Origin of the sequence: Candidatus Poriferisocius sp. (genome assembly GCF_965208355.1) — a bacterium.
GTDB lineage: Bacteria > Actinomycetota > Acidimicrobiia > Acidimicrobiales > Bin134 > Poriferisocius.
In genome coordinates this window covers 854,306-878,425 of the sequence record NZ_CBDBOM010000003.1, presented here as the reverse complement: position 1 = coordinate 878,425, position 24,120 = coordinate 854,306, and the positions used below count along the sequence as shown (strand labels likewise).

The following is a 24,120-nucleotide window of genomic DNA, read 5'->3' as shown; positions in this document are numbered from 1 at the left end:
GCTAGCGAGCTTCCCAGGCGTTTCTCAGCTTGGACCATGACTCGGCCAGGGGCTCGGGCAGCACTCTGGCCTCGGCCACGGTGGTCATGAAGTTGGTATCGCCCCTCCAGCGGGGCAGGCAATGGACATGCAGGTGATCGGGCACGCCAGCACCACCGGCTGCACCCAAGTTGAGGCCCACGTTCACGCCTTCGGGGTCATACGCCTCTTGGATCGCCGCCACCGCGGCCCGGACCGCGGCCCACAGCTCGTCGCTTTCGGCATCAGTGAGGTCGGCCAAATCGGCCACCGCCCGATTGGGGGCCACCATCAGGTGGCCGCTGCCGTAGGGATAGGCGTTGAGCACCGCAAAACAGGTCTCACCCCGCCACAAGATGCCTGTCTCCTCGTCGGACGCCTCAGATGCCAGGATGCGCTCGAATAGCGTCCCCTCCCCCTCTTCGGAGACAGTGGCATGAATCTCTGACACATAGCGGCTGCGCCACGGGGCCCACAAGCGCTCAAGCATCAGCGGTGGGTTTCCACGTCATCGGCCAGTCGGGCCGCGAAGTCATCCAACAGCACGCCCCGCTCGTCGCCGTCGCTGCCCCGGGCATTCACCCCCACCGTGCCGTGGGCCACGTCGTCGTCGCCCACCACCAGCACATAGGGCAGTTTCTGGAGCTTGGCCGCCCGGATGCGCCGACCCAGCGGCTCCAGCGCGTCGGCCACTTCGACCCGGAAGCCGTGTTGGCTGAGCCGGGCTTCCACCTCGGCGGCATAGTCGGCATGGGTAGCGGCCACCGGCAAGATGGCGGCTTGGACCGGGGCCAGCCAGGCCGGGAACGCACCGCTGCAATGCTCGATGAGTACCCCGAAGAAGCGTTCGATGGCTCCCATAAGGGCGCGGTGGATCATCACCGGGCGGTGACGGTTGCCATCGGAGCCCACATATTCGAGACCGAACCGCTCGGGAAGCTGGAAGTCCACCTGGAGGGTGGACAGCTGCCAGCTCCGCCCGATGGCGTCGCGCACGTCGATGTCAATCTTTGGCCCGTAGAAGGCGCCCCCGCCCTCGTCCATCTCGTACTCCAGCCCGGAAGCCTCCAGCGCTTCCCGGAGGGCCTCGGTGGCCAGATCCCACTCGGCGTCTTCGCCGATCGACTTCTCCTGCGGCCGGGTGGCCAGTCGAGCCTCGAATTCGTCGAATCCAAATGCCCGCAGTACCGACAACACAAAGGCCACCAACGAGGCGATCTCGGCGGGGGCCTGCTCACGGGTGGCGAAGATGTGGCTGTCGTCCTGGGTGAATCCCCGGATGCGCATCAGGCCGTGGACCGCCCCCGACAGCTCGTAGCGGTACACCGTGCCGAGCTCAAACAGTCGAATGGGCAGGTCGCGATAAGAGCGCTGGCTGCTCTTGTAGATCAGCACGTGGAAGGGACAGTTCATCGGCTTGAGGTGGTAGGAGGTGCCGTCCAACTCCATGGCCGGATACATGGACTCCCGGTAGAAGTCCAGATGCCCGCTGGTCTCCCACAGCTCAGAGCGGGCTATGTGGGGGGTGACTACCGACTGGTAGCCCCCTTCATCGTGGCGGCCCCGGCTGTAGTCCTCGATTATGCGGCGCACCACCGCGCCCTTGGGGTGCCACACAGCCAGCCCTGGTCCCAGCTCGGTGGGCCACGACAACAGGTCGAGCTCTCGGGCCAGGCGGCGGTGGTCCCGCTTCTCTGCCTCAGCCAGGCGGTGCAGGTGGGCAGCCAGATCCTTGCGCGAGGCCCACGCCGTGCCGTAGATGCGCTGCAACGATGGGCGGCCGGCGTCGCGGCGCCAATAGGCCCCGGCCACGCTCATCAGCTTGAAGTGGCCCAGTCGGCCGGTTGAGGGAACGTGGGGGCCGCGGCACAAGTCGATGAAGGAATCCGAGTTGCGGTAGTAGCTGATCTGACCATCGCCGGCCACCTCGTCAGCCAGCTCATCAGTCGGCTGTCCGGCCTCGTCGGTGCCGGTAGCCATGGCCACCGTTTCGATGATCTCCCGCTTGTAGGGGTGGTCCGCAAAGAGCTTGAGCCCTTCGGCGGCCGGCACTTCGTGGCGCTCGAATGGCTGGTCGGCTTCGATGATCTCCTGCATCCGGGCTTCGATGGCCTCAAGGTCGTCATCGCTGATGGTGGCGCCGTCGGGCAGGTCGAAGTCGTAGTAGAAGCCGTCTTCGATGGGTGGACCAACGGCGTAGGTAGAGCCGGGGTAGAGCTCCAGCACCGCCTGGGCCAGCACATGAGCGGTGGAGTGGCGCAGCGTCTCCAGGCCGGCGTCGCTGTCGGAGGTGATGATCGAAACCTGCTGGCCGTCGGCCAAAGGAGCGCTCAAGTCCACATCGACGTCGTCGACGGTGGCGATGAGAGCGGCCTTGGCCAACCCGGGGCCGATGTCAGCAGCCAAATCGCCCGCGGTGGCACCTGAGGGAATGGTGCGAGTGCTGCCGTCCGGGAGAAGGACGCTGATCTCAGCCATGGCTCAATAAGTTAACCCTTCGGCCTGCCTGTTCTTGTCCAATTATCGCGAAAGCCTGACGCCCAGCAGGGCAGCGACGGGGGCGATCCCGCCGGTTGACGCGGCTTCGTCGATAACTGCCACCGCCGACGGGGTGTCGAGGTCATTGTCCAAGCAGGCTCGTACCTGATCGAGGACGGCCGGCGCTGTGTCAAAGCTGCCTATGGCCGCTGCTTGCCAGGCCTCGAGACGCTCGGCGGCGGCGGGCATGACCGCATTGTCCCACTCCCAGGAATCCCGGTAGTGGTGAGCCACGATGGCCAAGCGCACCGCCCGGGGGTCATACTCCTTGAGCAGGTCGGAGACGAATACCAGGTTGCCCAGCGACTTGGACATCTTCTCGCCGTCCATCCTCACCATGGCCTGGTGCATCCAGTGGCGCACGAACTGCTTGCCGGTGACCACCTCCGACTGGGCGGTTTCGCACTCATGGTGGGGATAGACCAGATCAGATCCACCGCCGTGCAGGTCGACGGTCTCTCCCAGTTCCCGCATGGCCAGCGCCGAGCACTCGATGTGCCATCCCGGACGCCCCGGACCCCACTTGGAATCCCAGGCGGGCTCGTCGGGGGCGGACTTCTGCCACAGCACGAAATCCAACGGATCGCGTTTGTTGGGGTCGTCGGGGTTGCCGCCGTGCTCGGCGGCCAGGGCCAGCATGGCGTCTCGGCCCAAGTGGCTGACCTGGCCGAAGCGGTCGAACGAGGAGATCTCGAAGTACACCGACCCGCCCGATTGGTAGGCGTGGCCCTGGTCGAGCACCAGGCCGATCATCTTGCGGATGTCGGCGATGGCCGATGTGGCCCGGGGCTCCGACCAGCACGGCAGCATTTCCAGGGCCTCCATATCGGAGTCGAATCGGGCGGTCTCGGCTGCGGCCAAATCCAGATAGTGAACGCCAATCTCCCGGGCCTTGCGAAGGATGTCATCGTCCACATCGGTGATGTTGCGCACGCAGCGGGTTTCGTGGCCCCGGTCGCGCAGTCGCCGCTGGAGCACGTCGTAGGCCACATAGGTGGCGGCGTGGCCCAGGTGGGTTGCGTCGTAGGGTGTGATGCCGCAGGTGTACATGGCCACCACCGGCCCCGGCTCAAACGGCACGACTTCTTGCCGGGCGGTGTCGTATAGGCGCATCGGATCAGAAGTGGATGCGGCCGGAGAAGAGGAGGCAGCCATGGCCGGCGGGCTCAGCCGCCTTCGAGGCCCAGGCCGGTGAAGCGGACCGCCACCCTGGTCTTGTAGCGGACGTTGAGTTGTAGCAGCACTGCGGTGAAAGCTTCTACCGGGCTCGCGTACGACAGCGCGCCGGCGTCAAGGGAGCGGACGCCGGGGAGCTTGTCCATGATCTCCATGGTGGTGGCGGTGGCCTCTGGGTGATCCGAGCACACCAGCACGTCGCAGTCCACCGGCTGGTTCAGATTGCCGAGATCATGGGCCGGCACGTGGTGGAGGGCGCCGGAAACCAAGGCCTGTGGCACCGCGGCCTGCACCGCGGCGGCGATCGAGCCCCTGGAGGGCACCAGCGGCTGGAATTCCCGTCCCATCTTGGCCAAGGCGTTGGCCATGCTGATGACCACCTTGCCGGCCAATTCGTCGGCAACCGAGGCCGCGGTCGACGCGGCGGCATCCCACGGAGTGGCCACCACCACCACGTCGCAGGCCGCAGCGCCGGGATTGGCCGCGCCGGACAGAGGGAGCTCGTGGTCAGGCCATTCGGCCAGAAGACCTTGGCAGATCTCGGCGGCCCGCTCGGCGGAGCGCGACCCCACGACGGTGTCGAATCCCACCGATGCCAAACGGACGGCCAAGGCGCGGCCCGCCGGTCCTGTGCCCCCGAGTATCCCGATCCGCATCGGCCTAACGGTATAGGAGGTGTCCTCCCGATCCCACATAGGAATACTGTGAGGGTCTCCCGAGCCCGCATAGGACCGTGACGGCCATCCCAGCGCGAGTAGCCTCCAACGATCATGGGACTTCTCGATGGCAAACGGATTCTGGTCACCGGCGTGTTGACCGATGCCTCGATCGCCTTTGGAATCGCCTCTCTGGCCGCTGAAGAAGGCGCTGATCTGATTCTGACCGGCGCGGGGCGGGGCCTAAGCCTCACCGAGCGAACCGCCCGCAAACTTCCAGGCTCCCCGGCCGTGTTGGCCTTCGACGTGACCGATTCCGACCACCCGGGTGCGCTGCAAGACGAGCTGTCCGACCGGTGGGGGTCGGTGGACGGTGCCGTACACGCCATCGGATTCGCCCCCGAGGTGTGCCTGGGCGACGACTTCATGGCCGCCGGGTGGGACGACGTGAAGGTGGCCCTGGAGATTTCGGCCTACTCGCTGAAGACCCTGGCCGAAGTGGTGGTGCCCCTCATGGACGACGGCGGCTCCATCGTTGGACTCGACTTCGATGCCACCGTGGCCTGGCCGTTCTACAACTGGATGGGGGTGGCCAAGGCGGCCTTCGAGTCCACCGCCCGCTATCTGGCCCGGTCGCTGGGCGACCAGGGCATCCGAGTGAACCTGGTGGCGGCCGGTCCGGTGCGCACCATGGCGGCGCGCTCCATTCCCGGTTTCGAGGTGTTCGAGGACTCCTGGGCCGCCCGAGCCCCACTTGGCTGGGACGTGAAGGACAGCTCGGCGGTGGCCAAGGCCGCGGTCGCGCTGCTATCCGATCTGTTCCCGATGACCACCGGCGAGATGGTCCACGTGGACGGCGGCTACCACGCCATGGGCGCCTGAACCACGATTGGCCTAGCCGTCGGCCAGTGGGTGGACGAAGTCGTCGGCGAAGCGGTTGATGGCATCCCGATAGGCCGTGGCGTTCTCCAAAAGACCTTCCCGGTTGTCGGTGCTGACATCCTCGAGCTCTGCCCAGGGAAGGGCGTACAGCCCGGTGATGCCCAACTCCTCTTCTGCTCGGCGATAGAGGTCTAGCGAAGGCGGCTCGTAGAAGCCGGAGATGATTTCGAAGTGGTCGTCGGCCCGGCCCTCTTCGGCCAACAGTGTCCGCAGGCGGGCCACGATGCCGGCCAGCGTGTCCCAGTCGTAGGCATTGCCGACCCAACCGTCGGCGTGGCGGGCCGCTCGACGCAGCGCCGGTCCAGAGTGCCCCCCGGTGAATATCGGTATGGGCTGGTCGGGGGCCGGGCCCATCATCATGGGTGGGATGTCGTAAAACTCGCCGTGGAACTCCACCCAGCCGGGCTTCCACAGCTCCCGCAGGGCTTCGATCATCTCGTTGGTGCGGGGGCCGCGGTTGTCGAAGTCTTGGCCCATCTGCTCGAACTCCTCGCGCATCCAGCCCGCGGCCATGCCCAGTGCCACCCGGTTGCCGGAGATCACCGCGGCGGTAGATACCTGCTTGGCCACGGCCAGGATGGGGCGGTTGGGGGCGATGTAGATGTTGTTGGAGAAGTGCAAGCGCTCGGTGGCCCCGATCATGGCTCCGATGGTCACCCAAGTGTCGGGCCAAGACGTCTCCGGATCCCAGATGGGGCGGCCGTCCTCGTAGGGCGAGTAGGGGTAAGGGCTATTGAGATCTTGGGGATAGAAGATGTGATCGGAGAGCACCATCCCGTGGTACCCGGCTTCATCCACCATTTGGGCAATGGGCACCAGCTCGGTGCTCTTCATGAACGCGGTCACGCACCAGAATTTCATGCCGACATTATGGCCCGCCTGAACCGGCAGAACTCATGGGGTCGGTTTCGTCGAACAGATCCCCCACCAGTACCTCCAGCACATCCTCAAGGGTGACCAGGCCGACGGTGCGCCGCCCGCCCTGGCGGACCACGGCCAGATGGCGTCGGCTGCCCTGCATCAGCACCAATGCCCCCTCCAGCGAGGTCTCCTCTTCAATGGTCGGAACAATCCGGATCAACTCTTCGCCCAGAGGCTGTTCTGCCCCGGGGCCGGTGGTATCGAAGAGGTCCTTGGCGTGGACGAAACCGACCACTTGATCGGGCGAGCCGCTCTGGACCAGCACCCGGGAGTGGCCGCTGGCCGTCATCACTTCGACCACCTCGGCCACCGTGGCCTCTCGCTCTACCGCCACGATTTGGTCGCGGGGCACCATGACCGATCGGACCGGTCGGCCGGCCAGCTCCAGCGCGCTGGACAACAACGACCGGTCGAACTCATCCAAGAATCCCTCGGCCGCCGAGTGCTCCACCACTGCGGCAAATTCCTGGGCAGTGTGGGTGGTGGACAGCTCGTCGATGGGCTCGACCCCGCAGAGACGGACCAATCCCGCACTGAGGCGATTCAGCAGACCGATGAGGGGGCCGAAGACAATGGTGTAGAGGCGATTGAAGGGGGCCAGCCACATCGCGGTGCGCTCCGCCCCGGCCAAGGCGATGTTCTTGGGGACCATCTCCCCCAACACCATGTGCAGGTACACCACCAGGGCCAGAGACACCGCAAACGAGATGGTGTGCAGCACCCCGGAGGGCAGATGGACGAACGACTCCACCGCCCGCTCGATGAGGCGAGCCACCGCCGGCTCGGCCATGAACCCCAAGCCCAGCGACGCCATGGTGATGCCGAGCTGGGCACCGGCTAGCTGTCGGTTGATATCACCCATAGCGGCCAGCGCCATGCGGGCCCGGCGGTTGCCGGCTTCGGCCAGCGGCTCCAAGCGGGATCTTCGGGCCGCGATGAGGGCGAACTCCACCGCCACGAATCCGGCATTGGCCACCAACAGCACCACCGCGACGACGATGTACAGCGCGGTCACTGGACCGCTCCACTCTGACGGACTGGGTGGCCAGAGGCCACCTGGCGCAACCGGACGGCGTCAATCCGGTGCCGGTCGACCGACTCGATCTGGAATTCCCAGCCCTGGAATCGAAACACCTCGCCCGAGGCGGGGATCCGCTGAAGATGGTCCAAGATGAACCCGGCCAGGGTCTCGTAGTCGCCATCGGGCACCCTGAGCCCGGTCATGTCCTCCAGTTCGTCGGGGTGGATTCCCGCCTGCACCACCAGCTCTCCGGCTTCTCGGGCCACCGCAGGGGGTTCGGTGTCGTCGTGCTCGTCGGCGATCTCCCCCACGATCTCCTCCACGAGGTCTTCCTGGGTGACGATGCCCGCGGTGCCACCGTGCTCGTCCATAACCACGGCCAAGGGACTGCGTCGGGATCTCATGTCCAGCAGCAAGGAGCGCAAGTCCCGGGTCTCAGGCACGATGAGCGGGGCCCGCATGATGTCGGAGACCGGGGTATCGGCCCATCTCTCAAAGGGCACTTCGTACACGTTCTTCACCAGGGCCACGCCCACCACATCGTCGATGTCGGATCCGATGACCGGAAAGCGGGAGTACCCAGTCTGGTTTGAGAGCGTCACCAGTTCGGCCACCGACTGTTGGCGCTCGATGGCGCTGACCGACACCCGGGGAACCAGCACGTCGGCGGCGTCTCGCTCGGTAAAGCGGATTGCCCGGGTCAGCAGGCGGGCTCTTGCCGGCCGCATCGAACCCTCTCGACCCGATGATCGGACCAGCCAGGCCAGTTCGTCGCGGGAGCGGGCCTCGCTGAGTTCTTGGGCAGGCTCGATGCCCAATCGGGTCACGATCCAATTGGCCGAGCCGTCCAAGAAGCGGATGAACGGCCCAGCCACGGTGGCAAAGCCCTTCATGGGCGCGGCCAAGCGCATAGAGGTGGGCAGCGGCCGGGAGATGGCCAAGGTCTTGGGAACCAGCTCGCCCAGCACCATCTGAACCACCACGGCGATGATCAGGGCCGCGGCAATGGACAGGCCTTCGGCAGCGCCGCCGGCAATGCGATCGGCCACTGGTTCCAATGCCGCCGCGATGGAGGGTCGGGCAATGAAGCCCAGCGCCAAGGAGGTGACGGTGATCCCGAATTGCGCTCCGGACAGCTGAAACGACAGGGATTTGAGCAGCGACAGCGCGGTCCGAGCCGCTCTTCTGCCTTCGGCGGCCAACCGCTCGATGCGAATTCGATCCACCGCCACCAAGGCGAACTCGACCGCGACAAACAGCGCGTTGGCCCCGATCAACAGCGCGGCCGCCGCCAAGCCTACTGAGGTGGTCCAGCTCATTGACTACGAAATTCCCGACATAGGGCAACTACCAGGCACAGGGCTTGGCACCGGCCATATTCTTTAGAGAGACTAAACATGTGAGTCTCAAACAATCGCCTTCCACTGTGGCACTGGAAGCGGGGCGGGCGGCGACGCGTCTGGCCCGCCAAGTGGCCGTGGCGCTGGGAGACCTGGAATTGTCACCCTCCCAGTATCGCCTGCTGCTGTTCCTTTCGGAAGGAAACGCGGCTGCTTCGGCTGTGGCCGGGCGGTTGGCGGTGAGCCGGCCAAGCGTGACTGCGCTGGCCGACGGGCTTGAGAAGCGGGGTTTGCTGCAACGGAAATCCGACCCGGCCGACCGCCGCAAAGTTGCCCATGAGCTGACCGACGCGGGACGAGAGGCGCTGGCCGCAGCCGATGCCGCAGTGGCCGAGCGGATCTCCGGTATCGCCGCCCACCTCGATGAGCACCAGACCGATGAGGCCGTCGACGGGCTGGCCCTCTGGAATGAGGCGCTCAACCGCCATCGCGCCGCCCTGGAGACCCGGCAGTGACCGCGATCGACGTCGGCCCTGTCGGCACGCCTGAATTCGAGCCGGTCGCGGTAGAGGCCCAATACGACCCGCCCCCGGCCGGCATTGATCCCGACAAGACCAAAGGATGGATAAAGCGGCTCTGGCCGATGGTCCAGGCCTACCGCCGGACAATGCTGATCGGTGTCGTGACCGGCGTGGTGGCCCTGGCCATCCAGGCGGCAGTTCCGGCATTGGGCCGCTCGGCAGTGGACGCGGCCATCGAGGGCAATCGTGGGGCCCTATGGCTGGTGTTCGGGCTCACCGCCGCCTTTGGCATCGGGCGGTTGGTGTTCGGCGGGGTCTACCGCTATCAGTTGTTCAAGCTGGGATGGAACGTGGAGACCGACCTGCGGGCCATCATGTACGAGCACCTGACCCGGTTGTCGTTCTCCTATTACGACCGCACCCAGTCGGGGGAGGTCATCTCTAGGGCCAACAGCGACATCCGCTCACTGCAACTGCTGCTCGCATTCGGACCGCTCATCAGCATGAACGTGCTCATGTTCGTGATGGCCTTGGGGTTCATGATGTACGTCCACCCCTGGCTGGCGCTGGTGGCGCTGGCCCCACTTCCCGGCGTGTACTGGTTCGGCCTCAAATTCCGCAACCAGGTGTTCCCGCTGTCGTGGGTGACCCAGGCCCGCATGGCCGATTTGGCCACCATCGTGGACGAGAACGTGAATGGCACCCGAGTGGTGAAGTCGTTCGCCGCCGAAGAGCGCCAGATCGCCCTGCTGGGGCGGTCGGCACAGCGCATCTATTGGACCAACGTGGAAATCGCCAACAGCCGGTCCCGCTGGAACCCCCTCATCGAATCGCTGCCCCGACTGGGAACCGCCATGGTGATGCTCTACGGCGGCTGGCTGGCCATCGAGGGCGTGGTGTCGATCGGGACACTGCTGGCCTTCAGCGCTTATGTGATCATGCTCCAAGTGCCGTTCCGCATGGCGGGGTTCATGCTCATGCAGACCCAGCGGGCCAGCGCGGCGGCCCAGAGGATCTACGAGATCCTCGACGAACCACCCGAGATCGTCGACTCCCCCGCCGCGGTGGACATCGTCGACCCCCGAGGTGAGGTGGCATTCGAAGAGGTCAGCTTCGGCTATAACCCCGACACCCCGGTGCTTGACGATTTCACCCTGCACATCGAACCCGGCGAACGGGTGGCCATCGTGGGCAGCACGGGAACCGGCAAGTCGACCGTGGCCCGGCTCTTGGATCGGTTCTACGACGTGGACGGCGGCTCGGTGCGCATCGACGGACTCGACGTGAGGGACGTGACCCTGCGAAGCCTGCGCCACACCGTTGGGCTGGTGCTGGACGAGCCATTCCTGTTCTCAGCGTCGGTCCACGACAACATCGCCTACGCCCGCCCCGACGCCTCCCGCTCCGATGTTGTGACGGCAGCGACGGCGGCCCAGGCCCACGGCTTCATCAGCGAATTGGACCGCGGCTACGACTCGGTGGTGGGTGAGAGGGGCTACACCCTGTCGGGTGGCCAGCGCCAGCGCATCGCCATCGCTCGCACGCTGTTGGCCAACCCCAAGGTGCTGGTGCTGGACGACGCCACGAGCGCCATCGACGTGACCGTGGAAGAGGCCATCCACCAGGCCCTGCAAGAGCTGATGGCCAACCGCACCACCATCATCATCGCCCACCGCCTGTCCACCATCAGCCTGGCCGAGCGGGTAGTGGTGCTGAATCAGGGCCGTGTGGCCAATACGGGCACCCACGCCGAACTTCTGGCCACCGATCCCCACTACGTGGAGATCCTGGCCCGCCATGGCGACGACGAGATGGGCGGCGTTTCGGGCAACGGCGACGGCGACCGCACCAGAGGTCGCAAATTCGACAGCGAGATGCCCGGATTCCCCAAGAGCGGCGATGAACCCTGGTCCTTCGGGGGCGGCGGCTGATGGGCTGGGGAGGGTACTTCGGCGGGCCCCAGGCCCAGAGCGCGGCCCGCGACGCCGGGCTCCCCCACGCCGGCGTGCCCGGCAATCTCCGTATCCAGGTCGAGGAAGTGCTGAGGAAGGAGCCCCAGTATCCCCCGGTCGATGTGGACTTCAGCCACCGCCAACCGGCCGACCCGCCCCTCACCCTGCGCACGCTGCTGTGGCCGTTCCGGCGCCAGTTGGCCATGGCGCTGCTGTTGGTGGTGATCGAGTCGGCCATGATGCAGTCGGGTCCGCTGCTGGCCCAGATCGGCATCGACCACGGCGTCAGTTCAGGCAACGTCCAGGTGCTCTTGGTGGTGGCCGCCGTGTTCTTGAGCACGGTGGTGGCCCATGCATTCAGCTCGTTTCTGCGCATTCGCTATACCGGCAAGCTGGGCGAACGGCTGATGTACACCCTGCGGATGCGGGTGTTCTCTCACTACCAGCGGCTGTCGCTGGACTTCTTCACCAGGGAGAAGGCGGGCGTGCTGATGACCCGCATGACCAGCGATATCGAAGCGTTGACCGTGCTGTTCCAAGAGGGCCTGGTGAACTTCGCGGTGCAATCCCTGGTGCTCTTGGTGATCACCGGCGTGCTGTTCTATCTGAACCCGCTGCTGGCCGTGCTGACCCTGGTAATCGTGGTGCCGGGCACGTTCCTGCTCAGCATCTGGTTCCGCAGAGTCTCCAACCTGTACTACGGGCTGGTTCGAGACCGCATCGCCGATGTGCTGGCCGATTTGCAGGAGAGCCTGGCCGGCATCCGGGTGATCACCGCCCACAACCGCCGGCGCCACAACGTGGTCCACCACAACAACGTGGTGGGGCGGCACAAGGACGCCAACTTGGCCGGTGTGCGGGCCGCGTCTATCTACGCCCCCACCACTGAAGCCATTGTGATCATCGGCCAGGCCCTTTTGGTGGTGATCGGCGGGACCATGGTGATCAACGGGAGCCTGACCCCCGGTGAGCTCACCGCCTTCGTGCTGTATCTGACCTTCTTCTTCGCCCCCATCCAGCAGCTCGTGCAGCTCTACAACGGCTACCAGCAGGGGCAGGCCTCGGCCAAGAAGCTGCGCGAGGTGCTGATGAACGAGCCATCGGTCATGGAGGCCTCCGACGCCGTGGAGCTGCCCCCCATCGAGGGAGAGATCACTCTCGACCAGGTGAGCTTCGGTTACGAGGACCACATCCCGGTGCTGCACGACGTGAGCTTGCGGCTGGCGCCGGGCGAGAGCATGGCGGTGGTGGGCCCCACCGGGGCCGGCAAGTCCACGGTAGCCAAGCTCATCGCCCGGTTCTACGACCCCCAACAGGGAAGGGTCTGCATCGACGGCCACGACCTGCGCACGGTGACGCTGGCCTCGTTGCGCCGGCAACTGGGCGTTGTTCCCCAAGAGCCGTTCTTGTTCTACGGTTCGATCCGCGACAACGTGGCCTTTGCCCGGCCCGAGGCCTCGATGGCCGAGGTGTTGGAGGCCTGCCATGCCGTCGGTCTCACCGAGCTGTTGGAGCGGCTGCCCGATGACGTGAACTCCCAGGTTCACGAGCGGGGCGCCTCCCTGTCGGCCGGCGAGCGACAGCTGTTGGCGCTGGCCCGGGCGTTTCTGGCCCGGCCCCGGGTGCTGGTGCTGGACGAGGCCACCTCGAACCTGGATCTGCGGTCGGAGTCGAAGATCGAGGCTGCGCTGGACGTGGTGCTGGAGGGGCGGACGGCCATCATCATCGCCCACCGGTTGGCCACCGCCATGCGGGCCGACCGGATCGCGGTGGTGGAAGACGGCCGGATCACCGAGATCGGCACCCACGATGAACTGGTGGCCCAAGGCGGTCACTATGCCGAGATGTACGCCACTTGGATGGCCCACGCCAACTGAGTTATGGGCAACCAGGGGCCGACTCCCGCGTTGCGGTTGGCTGGGGTGGGATTTACCCGTGACAAGCGGCCGATCCTCTCCGATGTGGACTGGGAGGTGGCGGGTGACCAGCGGTGGGTGGTGCTGGGGGCCAACGGCAGCGGCAAGACCTCGCTGTTGAGAATCGCCGCGCTGTACGAACACCCCACCACCGGGACGGTTGAGGTTCTGGGCCACCGGTTGGGCCAGGTGGACGTGCGCCGATTGCGGCACCGGGTGGGGTTTGTGTCGCCCGCACTGGCCCAGATGCTGCGGCCCCATTTGAAGGCCGTCGACGTGGTGATGACCGCCCGCCACGGCGCCCTGGAGCCGTGGTGGCACGAATACACCGACGCCGATCGCCAGCGGGCGGTGCGGTTGCTGGAGCAAGTGGGAGCGGGAGGGCTGGGCGACCGCACCATCGCCACCTTGTCGTCGGGCGAGCGCCAGCGGGTGCAGATCGCCCGCAGCCTGATGACCGACCCCGGCCTGGTGCTTCTGGACGAGCCTGCCTCCACCCTGGACTTGGGTGGCCGAGAGATGCTGGTGACCGACCTCACCCGTCTGGCCGCCGACCCCTCCGCCCCTCCACTGGTGATGGTCACCCACCGTACCGAGGAGATTCCCGCCGGCTTCACCCACGGGCTGCTGCTTCGCGACGGCCGAGTGCTGACCCAAGGCCCCCTCGAGGATGTGCTGACGTCTGACTCCCTGTCGGCCTGCTTCGACCTGCACCTGGAATTGGAGCACCGCAACGGCCGCTGGCACGCCCAAGCTCGTTGAACTTGCTGACACGCCGCGTTATATTGGCCTCAAGCTTCCCCCATGCATTGAGCCCTCTGAGGAGGACTTGTGGAACAAGCAATACTCGCCATGCTGGGGATCAGTATCACCCTGACGCTCTATCTCGACCGCGGCCGTCGCGCCGACATCGCCCAACTCCGGGCGGACTTGAACGAGAACGCCGCCCTACTCCGAAGAGACATGGAAACCGGATTCAAGGAATCCCGCTCCGAACTAAAGGGAGACATGGAAACCGGTTTCAAGCGGATCGACAAGCGGTTGGACAAACTCACCGACGTTGTTATGGACCTGTGCCGCAGGGTGGGCCGGCTAGAAGGCCGAATCGAAGCGTCGGATCCCAAGGCTGACACTTCTTCATAGCGGCGAAGTTCCGTCCTCCGCCAAGTTGTCACTGCTGCGATGTATTTTGGACAAATGCACTCCGAACTCCCACTGTTGGCGCTGCATATTGGTGCAGGTCGCGGCGAGTGGCCCCCGGGATCATGAGCGCGACCGCTAGACGTCGACGAAACACCTCTACGTCTAGCTTCGGCGTGAGCCGAAGAGAGGGTCATGACGCCTCCGCATTCTACGATCGGTTCCCGGTACCTGAGATCAGCGAAGACAATGCGATTTCTCCCCATGCCTGCCTAGATCGCCTTTGGGTGGGAGATGCCCGCCAACTGGACACGATCGGGGAAGTGTCTGACAACTCGGTGGCATTGGTCGTCACTTCTCCCCCTTATTTCGCAGGAAAGGAATACGAGGAGGCGGTTGGTCAGGGCCACATACCTGCCGACTATGTCGCCTATTTGGAGATGCTTCACGACGTATTTGAAGTGTGTGTTCAAAAGCTGGAGCCGGGTGGCCGCATCGCGGTGAACGTGGCCAACCTGGGACGCCGTCCCTACCGCTCGCTCTCCGCTGATGTGATCGCCATTCTTCAAGATCGCTTGGGATTGCTGCTGCGTGGCGAGGTGATCTGGTACAAATCCAAGGGTGCGGGAGGAAGTTGCGCTTGGGGCAGCTTCCAGCGGCCGGGCAATCCGGTGCTGCGCGACCTCACCGAACGTGTGGTAATTGCTTCCAAAGGGCGCTTTGACCGGGCTCTTCCCGCGGTCGAACGAGCGGACCAGGAACTCCCATCGGAGGGCACCGCATTTGTCGATGAGTTCATGGAAGCCACCACCGACGTGTGGGAAATACGCCCAGAGTCGGCCACTCGAGTTGGCCACCCTGCCCCTTTCCCGGTTGAGTTGCCCCAGCGGCTCATCGATCTCTACACCTACCGCGGCGATCTGATTCTTGACCCGTTCATGGGTGCTGGTTCGACTGCTGTAGCCGCGGTTCGCACCGGGCGCCATTTCATAGGCCTCGACACCGACAAGGGCTACATCAAGTTGGCCAGACAGCGTGTCAAGAGCGAGCGGGAACGTCTCAGACAACGCTCCGAAGGAATGAACTGGGAGGTCACGGTAGCCCCATCAAGACAGGGCAACTTGCGCCTCTTTGAGGATTCCAGTGATGAACCAAGCGAGGAAGTTGACGACACAGAAGTCTCCTCCAATGGGTCCATCCCCTCACGGGACATTGAATTTCAGGCTCGTGCTGTCCAAGAGGGCCGCAAGGCCCAGGACATGGCGAAAGACGTTCTCGAACACTGCGGCTTTAGCCGAATCGAAGAGAAGAGACGCTTTTCATGCGGAGTGGAGGTCAATTTTGAAGCCATTGATCAGGCGGGACAGAAGTGGCTATTCGATGTTTCGGGCGCATTCAGCGTCACAAAGCGGCCTGGACTTCGCCGTAACGACACATTGTGGAAGGCAATCGGCAAGGCATCCGTGTTACATCTGTCCGATGTCACTACTCCTCTAGTGTTGCTGACTACCGACAAACCAGTTCGGAATAGCTCGGGATATCGAGCATTAAAGGCAATTACTGGTCTCAAGAAACCGGTCTTTGAAGTGATTGGTATGCTCGATTCCAACGACTTGCAACGACTCTCTGAATTGGCAAGCGGCCAAGTCCAAATTCATGAGTAAGTCATTCGTCGATCACGACGGGAAGCTACCTCGAGTCGTCTATGCCGTGGTTAGGCAAATGGATGAGGACCCTCCAGAGGTATTACTCGGTGCAAGTGAGGAGAGCATTGGCCACGCGCTTGCACTCGACGTGATCGCCGCAACCCCACCAGAACAGCTTGGAGGGTACCTCGAAGAAGTCCGCGATGCCCTGGTTGAACGCCGCTGGGCCGAGGCACTTGTGCTATGGATGGAGGCCACAAACAAGGCTGTAGATGTCTATCCAGACGAACCAGTGCTGACTTCGGCCATATATGAGGAAACGATCGAGCTAGAGCTTCAGTTCAAGCCGATCTTTCGAGATCCAGGCACCTAGCTGAATCGGGAGCTCTCGCCCCTGATGCACTGATCATCCCAAAGGAAAAGCGCTTCTAGTGGTCTCTACAGCGAGATGACTTGGCCGCCTTGTTGGGTGGCTTGCCAGCGGAGGGCTTTGCGCTCGGCGAAGCCGATGCCGCCGTTCATGATCAGCGCGATCAGGGCCAGGATGAACACGATGGCGAAGGTATCGCCGTAGGACAGTTGGTTGGCCGCGGTGATGAGCCGCTGGCCGAGGCCTCGCCGGGCCGAGAAGATTTCGCCGAACACCACGGCCAACACCGAGATAACCGCCGACAGCCGCAGCGCGCCGAACACCGCCGGGGTGATGCCGGGCAGCGTGACTTTGGTGAAGAGTTGGCGCTGGGACGCGCCCATGGTGCGGGCCACCAGATCCAGGTCGGGATCGACCAGCGCCACCGCGGCCTGGGTGGGCACCTGCACGATGAAGAACACGATGATCACAGCCAAGACCACCTTGGAGGTCTCGCCCACGCCGTACACGATCAATATCAGCGGCAGGAAGGCGATCTTGGGCATGGCGTTGATGATGACGATGAAGGGACCCATGGTCTTGGCCGCCCGCCGGAAGCGCCCCAGGACGATGCCGATAACCAATCCGAGGATTGAGCCGATGGCGAAGCCGAACAGCGCCTCCTTTACGGTGACCCAGAGGTCCTGCCAGAACAGCTGCTCGTGGTAGATCTGGGTGAAGTACTCCCAGGTCTCTCCGGGGCTGGCCCGAAATGTCTCGGGCACGTCTGGGAACGGTGTGATACCGGCAACTGAGAATGCCTCCCAGCCGTTCCATACGACTTCGAAGTGCCACAGGGCCCAGATTCCGAACAGGATCGCGATCCGCAAGATCTGGACCGGGATGTCGAGTCGGCGCAGCCGGTACCTCCAGATGGACTCCTCGGGAATGAGGGCCTCGACCTCTTGCTGGCTGAGGGCGTCGGCCAAGCTGATCTGGTCGGCCATGTCGGCTTCCCGAGGCTCGTCGACGTCAGACGATCTCACCGCGCAGCTCCTCCCAAATCTTGTGCTCGGTCTCCCGGAACACCGGGTCGAAGCGGAGCTCGTCGATTACCCGGGGCCGGGACAGATCGACGATGGTGTCCGACTTGATACGGCCGGGACGGGCGGTCATCACCACCACCCGGTCGGCTAATAGCACGGCCTCTTCCAGGTCGTGGGTTACGAAGATGACCGTCTTGTGGGTCTCATACCAAAGCTCCAGGAACTCGGCCTGGACGGTGAGCCGGGTCTGGGCGTCGAGGGCGCCGAAGGGCTCGTCCATGAGCCACAAGTCGGGGTCGATGGCCAGCGTGCGGGCGATGGCCACCCGCTGGCGCATACCCTGGCTGAGCTGGGAGGGAAACGAGTCGGCGAAGCCCTCCAGACGCAGCTTGGCCAGCAGCTCCATGGCCCGCTCACGCCGCTCTCCCCGTGGTACCCCCCGGAACTCCAGTCCGAGCTCGACGTTGCGGCGAGCGGTGCGCCACGGGCTCAAACCAGAGCGGGCCAACATGTAGCCGATGTCGTCGCTCGGCCCGTTGATTTCTTCGCCGTGGCGCATCACCGATCCCCGGGTGGCGCCGATGATCCCGGCCAGCATGTTCAAGATGGTGGTCTTGCCGCACCCGCTGGGGCCGACCACAGCCACGAACTGGCCGGCGGGAATGGCGAGATCGATGTCTTGGACAGCGAGCACCGGCTCATCTTTGGGGTGGTCGCCCCCGAAGATGAGGGTGACGCCCTTAAGCTCGACCGCTGGATTCACAACGCCACCATTCAGACACCTTAGTCAGCCCCTCCGGTCGGGCGGCCCTATCACAGGCCGCCCGACCAGAAGAGGGGTGTTCTATGGGGAAACCGTGAACTCGTCGAAGTCCTGGGCCTCTTCGAGGATGCCCCGGCCTACCGCGTAATCCACGTTGTTCTGTATCCGGGCAGGCTGGAGGGCGCCGTTGAGCGACAAGCTCCCGATGTTGGAATCGAAGACGGTCTCGGCCACAGCACCTTCCAGACTGAGGAAGTTCCGCATGTACGCCAAGACCTCTTCACGGTTGGCCGGATTGCGCATGAAGTCCATGGCTTGGCGAGAAGCCCTTGCAAAGATGGCCACCGTGTTGGGGTTCTCCTCGGCGAACTGCCGGGAAGTGGTGTTGACCAACGACGGCCAGTCGAGCTCCGACGGACCATCCCCGGCTCGCAGGTTGAACGGGGCGTAGCCGATGTCGTCGACCACGGCCTGGCTCAAACCGGGTTCAAAGGTGATGGCCCAGTCCACCTCGCCGGACGAAAGGGCAGCCAACGTAGTGCCCGACAAGCCGGTAGCGATGTAAGTGGCGCCGTCAGGATCAAGACCGGCGGAGTCGACCAGCTGACGGGCGATCTGCTCGGCCGCCGCACCGCGGGCCACCACGCCGACGTTGGTGCCCTCAAGCTCCTGCATCGCGCACTGCCAGTCGCCCTGTTCGCAATCGATCGGTCCGAAGTTGTTGGACACCACGATGTCGAAGAAGTGCTTGTCCACCAACTGCTGGAACATCACCACGTCGAAGCCGGCGTTGCGGATGCCCAGCATGTTGTCGGGCGTATTGCCCACAAACTGGACATCACCGGCAATCAGTGCGGCGGCGTTGGCCGGTCCTGAGGGACATTGGACGAATTCGCCGGTGACTCCGCGGTCGGAGAGGAATCCCTCCTCAACCGCGATATGGGCGATCATGCCGTTGAACGAGGGTGCCTGACAGATGCTGACGGTTGTTGTCTCGGGCACCAGCGCTGCCGGCAAGATGACATCGATGCCCGGGCCCACCGCGAACTCGCCGAATTCCTGGGCCTCCGCGAGAATGCCCCGGCCGACGGCGTAGTCGACGTTGTTTTGGATCCGGACCGGGTCGAGTTCGGCGGTCACGGTCATCGAGCCGATGTTCCGGTCGAAGACGTATTCGGCGACGTCAGGATCAAGACCCAAATGAGCGTCCAGTTCCTCCAAAACCGCGTCGCGGTTGGCCGGATCGCGCAACCACTCCATGGACTCGAGTATCGCTGCTCGGTAGTTCAGCACGGTGTTGGGATTGGCATCCCAATAGGAACGGGCGGTGATGATCACCGCAGATGGCCAGTCCAGCTCGGTTGGCCCATCGCCGGCCCTCAGCCGGAACGGGGCGTAGCCGATGTCATCGAGTTCGGCTCGGCTCAAACCGGGCTCAAACGTGATGGCCCAGTCCACCTCGTCTGACTCCAGCGCGGCCAGCGTGGTACCGGCCAAGCCTGTGGCGATGTAGGTGGTGTCGTCGGGATCGAAACCGGCGGAGTCCAAGAGCTGGCGGGCGATCTGCTCGGCGGCGGCACCCCGGGCCACCACACCCACCCGGGTGCCGTTCAGGGCCGCCATGGCGCACTCCCAGTCGCCCTGCGGGCAGTCAATCTCACCGAAGTTGTTGGACACCACGATGTCGAAGAAGTGGTTGTCTACGGCCTGGGCAAACATCACCACGTCGAAATCGGCGTTGCGGATGCCCAGCATGTTGTCGGGGGTGTTCAGCGCGATATCAACCTGGCCGGAGACCAGCGCCGCCGCCTGGGCTGGACCGGAGTGGCAGGCCACAAAATCGATCTCGAATCCCCGATTCTCGGCAAAGCCCCGGTTGGACATCACCTTGGCATAGATCTGCGTGAACGATGGCGCATCGCAGACCGTGACCACCGTGTCCTCTGGCGGCCCGATCTCTTCGATGACAACGGCGTCATCTGCGGGGCCATCGCCCGGATCGTCAGCGGCTCCATCGCCGGAGTCGTCGGCCATATCGTCGCCAGAGTCGTCGGCAGCATCGCCGGAGTCGTCGGCCATACCGTCGCCCGCATCGTCGGCAGCGCCGTCGCCGGAATCATCTGTAGCCGTCGACGGGGCATCACCTGCCCCTGGGTCATCATCGTCATTGCCACAAGCAGTGGCAACGAGCGAAAACGCCAGCAAAATGGCGAAAAGTGAATACAGCCAAGAACGTGCTTTCATTGATCCCCCTCGGGTCCGCGCGAATCGACGCCGTTCAGGCCGATAGTTCAGCACTAATCAATTGGAAGCGCAAGAAATAGAGAACCAATCGCCGCTACGCTCCCGATAATGCCGGAGAGCAGCCCTCCCAACATTTTGCTGTTGGTTTCCGACCAGGAGCGCCAGCGAGACTGGCTGCCATCCGATGTGCCGCTTCCGGCCCGCCAGCGCCTGTTGGACCAGTCGCTGGAGTTCCGCCGCCACTACACCCACACCTCGCCGTGCTCGCCGTCGCGGGCCACGCTGTTCACCGGGCTCCACATGGACGAGCACGGGGTGACCGAGAACTCCAGCTATCCCAACAACACCCAGCTCTCCACCGACATTCCCACCCTGGGCACCCGCCTGCGGGAGGCCGGTTATCGCACCGCCTACAAGGGCAAATGGCACCTCGAAGCCGCCGCCGAGCCCGATATGGAGGCCTACGGATTCTCCGACTGGACCGGCAACGACATGGCTTTTTGGGGACTGCCGGGCAGCGGCACTGAGTTTGACGAGCCCATCGCCGCCGACTCGGCCGCCTGGCTGCGCAACCAGCGGGGCGCAACCCAGCCGTGGTTCTTGACGGTGGGGCTGGTGAACCCCCACGACATCATGTGGTTCCCGCTCGACCAGCCCTGGTTCTGGGAACAGGAGCCCGACTACGTGGCCCAGAGCCGGGAAAAGCTGGACCGGCGCAAGTGGGGTCGGGCCACCAACCTGCCGGCCTTCGCCCCCGAGATCGAGCGGTGGTGTACCGAGCTGCCCGAGAACTTTCACGACGACCTCCACACCAAGCCTGAGGTACATCGACGGTGGCTGCTGGAGATGGAGCGCAATAGCACCCCGGGGCCGATGGATCCCGGCGACCGCGACCTATGGCTGCGCCAGCTCGACTACTACGTGAAGCTCCACCAGCTCAGTGATCAGTGCCTGGGGGTGATCTTGGCCGCGCTGGACGACATCGACCAGTGGGACAACACCGTGGTGGTGTTCACCTCTGACCACGGCGACCAGTGCGGCTCGCACGGCCTGCGATCCAAGGGGCCGTGGAACTACGAAGAGACCATGCGGATCCCTCTGTACCTGTCAGCACCGGGGTTGACTACTGCGGGGACTGCCACCGAGTCGCTCACCTGCCACACCGACCTGGCCGCCACCATCTTGGAGTTGGCCGGGGTAAATGCTGCTGAACTGCCCGGGGAGAGCCTGAGCCCGCTGTTCGACAAACAGTCGGCACTGGTCCGCGACCACATCCTGTTCGCCCAGCGATGGCCGTGGTACCTGGGGGTGGAGAAGGTGCGGTACGCCTCCTCCGGCGTGTTCGACGGCCGCCACAAGTACTGCCGCTACTACGGCATCGGCGGAGGAGTCAGCAACCTCGGGGTATCACTGGGGGATTCCATGCTGTTCGGGCCTGATGCCGATTTCGACGACCACGATCACGAGTGGTACGACCACGAAGACGACCCGTACGAGCTGGTGAACCTGGCCAACGACCGCACTCGGCGCGGTGAGCTGCGGGAGCGGTTTGAGTTGCTAAAGGAACTGGAGGCGGCTGAGTACGGGGCCTAGCTACTCCAGTGCCATGCCGAATTCGCGGAACTCTTCTAGGAGGACGTCGTCGGCGTCGGGGGCCGGGGGGCCGGGGGTGTAGGTGACTTGGTGGATGGTGCCGGTGTAGGGGAAGGTGCCGTGGCGCTGGTAGATGTCCCACGACACTGGAGAACGCCGGTTGAGGCCGACATCGATTCCCTGCCAAGGCAAAAAGCCGATCATCTGAGGAATGTCGGAGAGCGAGGTCCCAACTTGGCCGTCGGCGCTCACTGAGACGTTCCAGATGCGGCCGCCGGGGGCTTGGACATCGACCACCACCTGCCGGCACTCCCCCGGCAGTTCCATGGGATCGGCCATCAGGTACCGGCCAGAGCTGTTGACCACGAAACACACGGCGTCGTTCTCGATGTAGAGCACATAGCCCGATGCCTGGCTGCCGTGGGCCACCAGCACGCCCTGGTCGCCGGGGCGGTGGTGCAAGTCGACTGCGACGGTGAAGTTGCCTCCGGCGATGAGCCGGGACGATCGCAATCGCTCCACCGTGGGCGATCCGGGCAGAATGCGCATCTCCCGAGTCAGCTTGGCGTGCTCGGGCGGCTTCACCGTGCGGAACAGACCAGAGGCCTCATCGAGAGGGAAGACCCGGTTGCGCCAGGCGGCCTCCTCCCAGGCCTCGACCAGTTCGGCCAGCTTCTCGGGCTCGGCGGCGGCCAAGTCATTGCGCTCGTTGAAATCGTCGGCCAGGTTGAACAGCTCCCAGCGGTCGGAGCTGAACGGGGTGTGATGCTCGTGGAAAATGGCCGCCGACCAGCCGTCGCGATAGATGCCCCGATGGCCGATGCACTCGATGTACTGCTCGGTGTGGTCGGAGGGGGCGTTGGGATCATCCAGGGAGTGCGCAAATGACACCCCGTCGGGAGCGTCAGAAGCCTGTCCGTGGCGCTCGGTGGGCACGTCCAGGCCCAAGAGATCGGCCAAGGTGGGCAGCAGATCGGTGATGTGGATGTACTGATGGCGCAATTCCCCGCCGACCGCCTCGGTGCGGGCCGGCCACGACAACACCATGGGCACCGAATGGCCTCCCCGATGAGCGGTGATCTTGTACAGCCGGAAGGGGGTATTGCAGGCCATGGCCCAGCCCCGGGGATAGTGGGGCCAGGTGGTGGGACCGCCAATGGCGTCAGCCTCGAGGGCCTCCAACTCGAATTCGCTCACTGGTGGCGAGGGCCGGGCACCGGTCCCGCTGTGGGTGAAATACGAGGTGCTGCCCTGGGCTCGGCCCTCGCGGGATGCGCCGTTGTCACTGGTGAACACGAAGATGGTGTTGTCGAGCTGGCCAAGGGCTTCAAGCTCGGCTGAGATGCGGGCCACGCTGTCGTCGATCGACTCCACCATGGCGGCGTACACCTCCATATAGCGGGCCATGACCCGGCGGTCGGGCTCGGGGTAGCTGTCCCAGGCCCGCACGTCCTCGTTGGGCTCGGTATTTCGGGGAGGCAGTTGGGCGTCGGGCGGTACGATGCCCAACTCCTTCTGGCGGGCCAGACGCTCCTCGCGGAGCTGGTCCCAGCCTTTGTCGTAGTTGCCCCGATGGCGGGCGGTGTCCTCGGCTTTGGCGTGCAGCGGGGCATGGACCGCCCCGTGGGCGTAATACAAGAAGAACGGCTTATCGGGGTCGGTGGTCTTGACGTCGCGGATCATGCGGCAGGCCCGGTCGGTGAGATCGTCGGTGAGGTAGTAGCCCTCCGGGTACTGGTCGATGTGGACAGGGTTGTTGCCCTCGTAGAGCAGGTGGGGGAAATGGAAATCGGTCAGGGCCTCCAAGAACCCGTAGTACTGGTCGAAACCCCGCTGCAACGGCCACGAGTGGGTGTCCCCAGCCACAGACAGGTCGGACTCCAAACAAAGATGCCACTTGCCCACTGCCATGGTGGCGTAGCCGTTGGCCCGCAGCATCTCGGCCAGCGTCGACTGGTTGTGGGGCAGCTCGCCGGCATAGCCGGGAAAGCCGGGATTGGCGTTAGCCACAAATCCCATGCCCGCGTGATGGGAGTTGAGCCCGGTCAACAGCGCCGCCCGGGTGGGCGAGCACAGCGGGGTGACGTGGAAGTTGGTGTAGCGCACCCCGGTTGTGGCCATCGCGTCAATGGCTGGAGTGGATATCTCCGAGCCGTAGCAGCCCAGATCGGAGAAGCCCAGATCGTCGGCCAGAACTATCACCACGTTGGGAGCATCGGCCGGCGGCATGGGCTTGGGCGGCCACCATGACTCGGAGGTGGCGATAATGCGGCCGATCTTGCCTCCGAATCCGGGATAGTGCTCCTGCTGGCGCTGATCAGTCATCTCTCCTCCTGAG

20 protein-coding genes are annotated in these 24,120 nt (G+C 64.5%); 9 read left to right on the top strand and 11 right to left on the bottom strand.

Annotated elements, in window-relative coordinates; all coding sequences use genetic code 11:
• Position 1 precedes the first annotated feature (1 nt).
• Genes ACOGXH_RS05290 through npdG form a run of 4 tightly spaced genes read right to left on the bottom strand, consistent with a single transcriptional unit; the run spans position 2 to position 4,388 of the window.
• On the bottom strand, positions 2-508 hold the full coding sequence (locus ACOGXH_RS05290; RefSeq protein ID WP_419928073.1) for an HIT family protein: 507 nt from the start codon (positions 506-508) through the stop codon (positions 2-4).
• Positions 508-2,496 carry a threonine--tRNA ligase gene (gene thrS, locus ACOGXH_RS05285; RefSeq protein WP_419928072.1) on the bottom strand — a complete coding sequence of 663 codons (1,989 nt, stop codon included), beginning with the start codon at positions 2,494-2,496 and terminating at the stop codon, positions 508-510. The genes ACOGXH_RS05290 and thrS overlap by 1 nt, the downstream gene beginning before the upstream one ends.
• Before the next feature lie 42 nt (positions 2,497-2,538).
• Positions 2,539-3,711 carry a cysteine--tRNA ligase gene (gene cysS / locus ACOGXH_RS05280; RefSeq protein ID WP_419928071.1) on the bottom strand — a complete coding sequence of 391 codons (1,173 nt, stop codon included), beginning with the start codon at positions 3,709-3,711 and terminating at the stop codon, positions 2,539-2,541.
• An 11-nt stretch (positions 3,712-3,722) separates the two neighbouring features.
• Entirely contained in the window at positions 3,723-4,388 is a 666-nt protein-coding gene (npdG, locus tag ACOGXH_RS05275; RefSeq protein ID WP_419928070.1) for an NADPH-dependent F420 reductase, read from the bottom strand.
• 114 nt (positions 4,389-4,502) lie between these two features.
• Between npdG and fabI the strand changes: the two genes are divergently transcribed.
• Positions 4,503-5,270, top strand: a complete 768-nt coding sequence (gene fabI, locus ACOGXH_RS05270; protein WP_419928069.1) for an enoyl-ACP reductase FabI — start codon at positions 4,503-4,505, stop codon at positions 5,268-5,270.
• Between the two features lie 12 nt (positions 5,271-5,282).
• Here the strand turns inward: fabI and ACOGXH_RS05265 are convergent, their stop codons facing one another.
• Genes ACOGXH_RS05265 through ACOGXH_RS05255 form a run of 3 tightly spaced genes read right to left on the bottom strand, consistent with a single transcriptional unit; the run spans position 5,283 to position 8,591 of the window.
• Positions 5,283-6,191 carry a TIGR03619 family F420-dependent LLM class oxidoreductase gene (locus tag ACOGXH_RS05265; protein ID WP_419928068.1) on the bottom strand — a complete coding sequence of 303 codons (909 nt, stop codon included), beginning with the start codon at positions 6,189-6,191 and terminating at the stop codon, positions 5,283-5,285.
• Between the two features lie 7 nt (positions 6,192-6,198).
• Positions 6,199-7,266, bottom strand: a complete 1,068-nt coding sequence (locus tag ACOGXH_RS05260) for a hemolysin family protein (RefSeq protein WP_419928067.1) — start codon at positions 7,264-7,266, stop codon at positions 6,199-6,201.
• A complete protein-coding gene (locus ACOGXH_RS05255) occupies positions 7,263-8,591 on the bottom strand; it encodes a hemolysin family protein (RefSeq protein WP_419928066.1) in 1,329 nt (442 codons plus the stop codon). The genes ACOGXH_RS05260 and ACOGXH_RS05255 overlap by 4 nt, the downstream gene beginning before the upstream one ends.
• A 107-nt stretch (positions 8,592-8,698) precedes the next feature.
• Between ACOGXH_RS05255 and ACOGXH_RS05250 the strand changes: the two genes are divergently transcribed.
• The 7 genes from ACOGXH_RS05250 (at position 8,699) to ACOGXH_RS05220 (ending at position 16,160) form a co-directional block, all read left to right on the top strand.
• Entirely contained in the window at positions 8,699-9,127 is a 429-nt protein-coding gene (locus ACOGXH_RS05250) for a MarR family winged helix-turn-helix transcriptional regulator (RefSeq protein WP_419928065.1), read from the top strand.
• Positions 9,124-11,064 (top strand): ABC transporter ATP-binding protein, encoded by a 1,941-nt coding sequence (locus ACOGXH_RS05245; RefSeq protein ID WP_419928064.1) that lies wholly within the window; start codon positions 9,124-9,126, stop codon positions 11,062-11,064. Before ACOGXH_RS05250 ends, ACOGXH_RS05245 begins: the two co-directional genes overlap by 4 nt.
• A complete protein-coding gene (locus ACOGXH_RS05240; protein ID WP_419928063.1) occupies positions 11,064-12,962 on the top strand; it encodes an ABC transporter ATP-binding protein in 1,899 nt (632 codons plus the stop codon). The genes ACOGXH_RS05245 and ACOGXH_RS05240 overlap by 1 nt, the downstream gene beginning before the upstream one ends.
• Positions 12,963-12,965: 3 nt before the next feature.
• Positions 12,966-13,763 (top strand): ABC transporter ATP-binding protein, encoded by a 798-nt coding sequence (locus ACOGXH_RS05235; protein WP_419928062.1) that lies wholly within the window; start codon positions 12,966-12,968, stop codon positions 13,761-13,763.
• 90 nt (positions 13,764-13,853) lie between these two features.
• The gene (locus ACOGXH_RS05230; RefSeq protein WP_419928061.1) at positions 13,854-14,144 is read left to right on the top strand and encodes a hypothetical protein; all 291 of its coding nucleotides are present in this window, start codon (positions 13,854-13,856) and stop codon (positions 14,142-14,144) included.
• Between the two features lie 173 nt (positions 14,145-14,317).
• Complete coding sequence (locus ACOGXH_RS05225) at positions 14,318-15,805, top strand: DNA-methyltransferase (protein ID WP_419928060.1); 1,488 nt, start codon at positions 14,318-14,320, stop codon at positions 15,803-15,805.
• Positions 15,798-16,160 (top strand): hypothetical protein, encoded by a 363-nt coding sequence (locus tag ACOGXH_RS05220; RefSeq protein WP_419928059.1) that lies wholly within the window; start codon positions 15,798-15,800, stop codon positions 16,158-16,160. Before ACOGXH_RS05225 ends, ACOGXH_RS05220 begins: the two co-directional genes overlap by 8 nt.
• A gap of 65 nt (positions 16,161-16,225) precedes the next feature.
• On the opposite strand, the gene ACOGXH_RS05215 is transcribed toward ACOGXH_RS05220, so the two are convergent.
• The 3 genes from ACOGXH_RS05215 to ACOGXH_RS05205 form a co-directional block, all read right to left on the bottom strand.
• The gene (locus ACOGXH_RS05215) at positions 16,226-17,182 is read right to left on the bottom strand and encodes an ABC transporter permease (RefSeq protein WP_419928058.1); all 957 of its coding nucleotides are present in this window, start codon (positions 17,180-17,182) and stop codon (positions 16,226-16,228) included.
• On the bottom strand, positions 17,169-17,945 hold the full coding sequence (locus tag ACOGXH_RS05210; RefSeq protein WP_419928057.1) for an ABC transporter ATP-binding protein: 777 nt from the start codon (positions 17,943-17,945) through the stop codon (positions 17,169-17,171). The genes ACOGXH_RS05215 and ACOGXH_RS05210 overlap by 14 nt, the downstream gene beginning before the upstream one ends.
• A gap of 81 nt (positions 17,946-18,026) precedes the next feature.
• The gene (locus ACOGXH_RS05205; RefSeq protein WP_419928056.1) at positions 18,027-20,189 is read right to left on the bottom strand and encodes an ABC transporter substrate-binding protein; all 2,163 of its coding nucleotides are present in this window, start codon (positions 20,187-20,189) and stop codon (positions 18,027-18,029) included.
• 108 nt (positions 20,190-20,297) lie between these two features.
• On the opposite strand from ACOGXH_RS05205, the gene ACOGXH_RS05200 reads away from it, so the two are divergent.
• Positions 20,298-21,782, top strand: coding sequence for a sulfatase-like hydrolase/transferase (locus ACOGXH_RS05200; protein WP_419928055.1), 1,485 nt, complete (start codon positions 20,298-20,300; stop codon positions 21,780-21,782).
• On the opposite strand, the gene ACOGXH_RS05195 is transcribed toward ACOGXH_RS05200, so the two are convergent.
• Entirely contained in the window at positions 21,783-24,107 is a 2,325-nt protein-coding gene (locus ACOGXH_RS05195; RefSeq protein WP_419928054.1) for an arylsulfatase, read from the bottom strand.
• Between the last annotated feature and the right edge of the window lie 13 nt (positions 24,108-24,120).

What these genes read in the sequence shown, in the direction of transcription:
- ACOGXH_RS05255 (WP_419928066.1), bottom strand. Translation starts at nt 8,591, where the DNA reads ATGAGCTGGACCACCTCAGTAGGCTTGGCGGCGGCCGCGCTGTTGATC.
- ACOGXH_RS05195 (WP_419928054.1), bottom strand. Translation starts at nt 24,107, where the DNA reads ATGACTGATCAGCGCCAGCAGGAGCACTATCCCGGATTCGGAGGCAAG.
- ACOGXH_RS05200 (WP_419928055.1), top strand. Translation starts at nt 20,298, where the DNA reads ATGCCGGAGAGCAGCCCTCCCAACATTTTGCTGTTGGTTTCCGACCAG.
- ACOGXH_RS05220 (WP_419928059.1), top strand. Translation starts at nt 15,798, where the DNA reads ATGAGTAAGTCATTCGTCGATCACGACGGGAAGCTACCTCGAGTCGTC.
- ACOGXH_RS05205 (WP_419928056.1), bottom strand. Translation starts at nt 20,189, where the DNA reads ATGAAAGCACGTTCTTGGCTGTATTCACTTTTCGCCATTTTGCTGGCG.
- ACOGXH_RS05290 (WP_419928073.1), bottom strand. Translation starts at nt 508, where the DNA reads ATGCTTGAGCGCTTGTGGGCCCCGTGGCGCAGCCGCTATGTGTCAGAG.
- npdG (WP_419928070.1), bottom strand. Translation starts at nt 4,388, where the DNA reads ATGCGGATCGGGATACTCGGGGGCACAGGACCGGCGGGCCGCGCCTTG.
- ACOGXH_RS05240 (WP_419928063.1), top strand. Translation starts at nt 11,064, where the DNA reads ATGGGCTGGGGAGGGTACTTCGGCGGGCCCCAGGCCCAGAGCGCGGCC.
- ACOGXH_RS05230 (WP_419928061.1), top strand. Translation starts at nt 13,854, where the DNA reads ATGCTGGGGATCAGTATCACCCTGACGCTCTATCTCGACCGCGGCCGT.
- fabI (WP_419928069.1), top strand. Translation starts at nt 4,503, where the DNA reads ATGGGACTTCTCGATGGCAAACGGATTCTGGTCACCGGCGTGTTGACC.
- ACOGXH_RS05235 (WP_419928062.1), top strand. Translation starts at nt 12,966, where the DNA reads ATGGGCAACCAGGGGCCGACTCCCGCGTTGCGGTTGGCTGGGGTGGGA.
- thrS (WP_419928072.1), bottom strand. Translation starts at nt 2,496, where the DNA reads ATGGCTGAGATCAGCGTCCTTCTCCCGGACGGCAGCACTCGCACCATT.
- ACOGXH_RS05265 (WP_419928068.1), bottom strand. Translation starts at nt 6,191, where the DNA reads ATGAAATTCTGGTGCGTGACCGCGTTCATGAAGAGCACCGAGCTGGTG.
- cysS (WP_419928071.1), bottom strand. Translation starts at nt 3,711, where the DNA reads ATGGCTGCCTCCTCTTCTCCGGCCGCATCCACTTCTGATCCGATGCGC.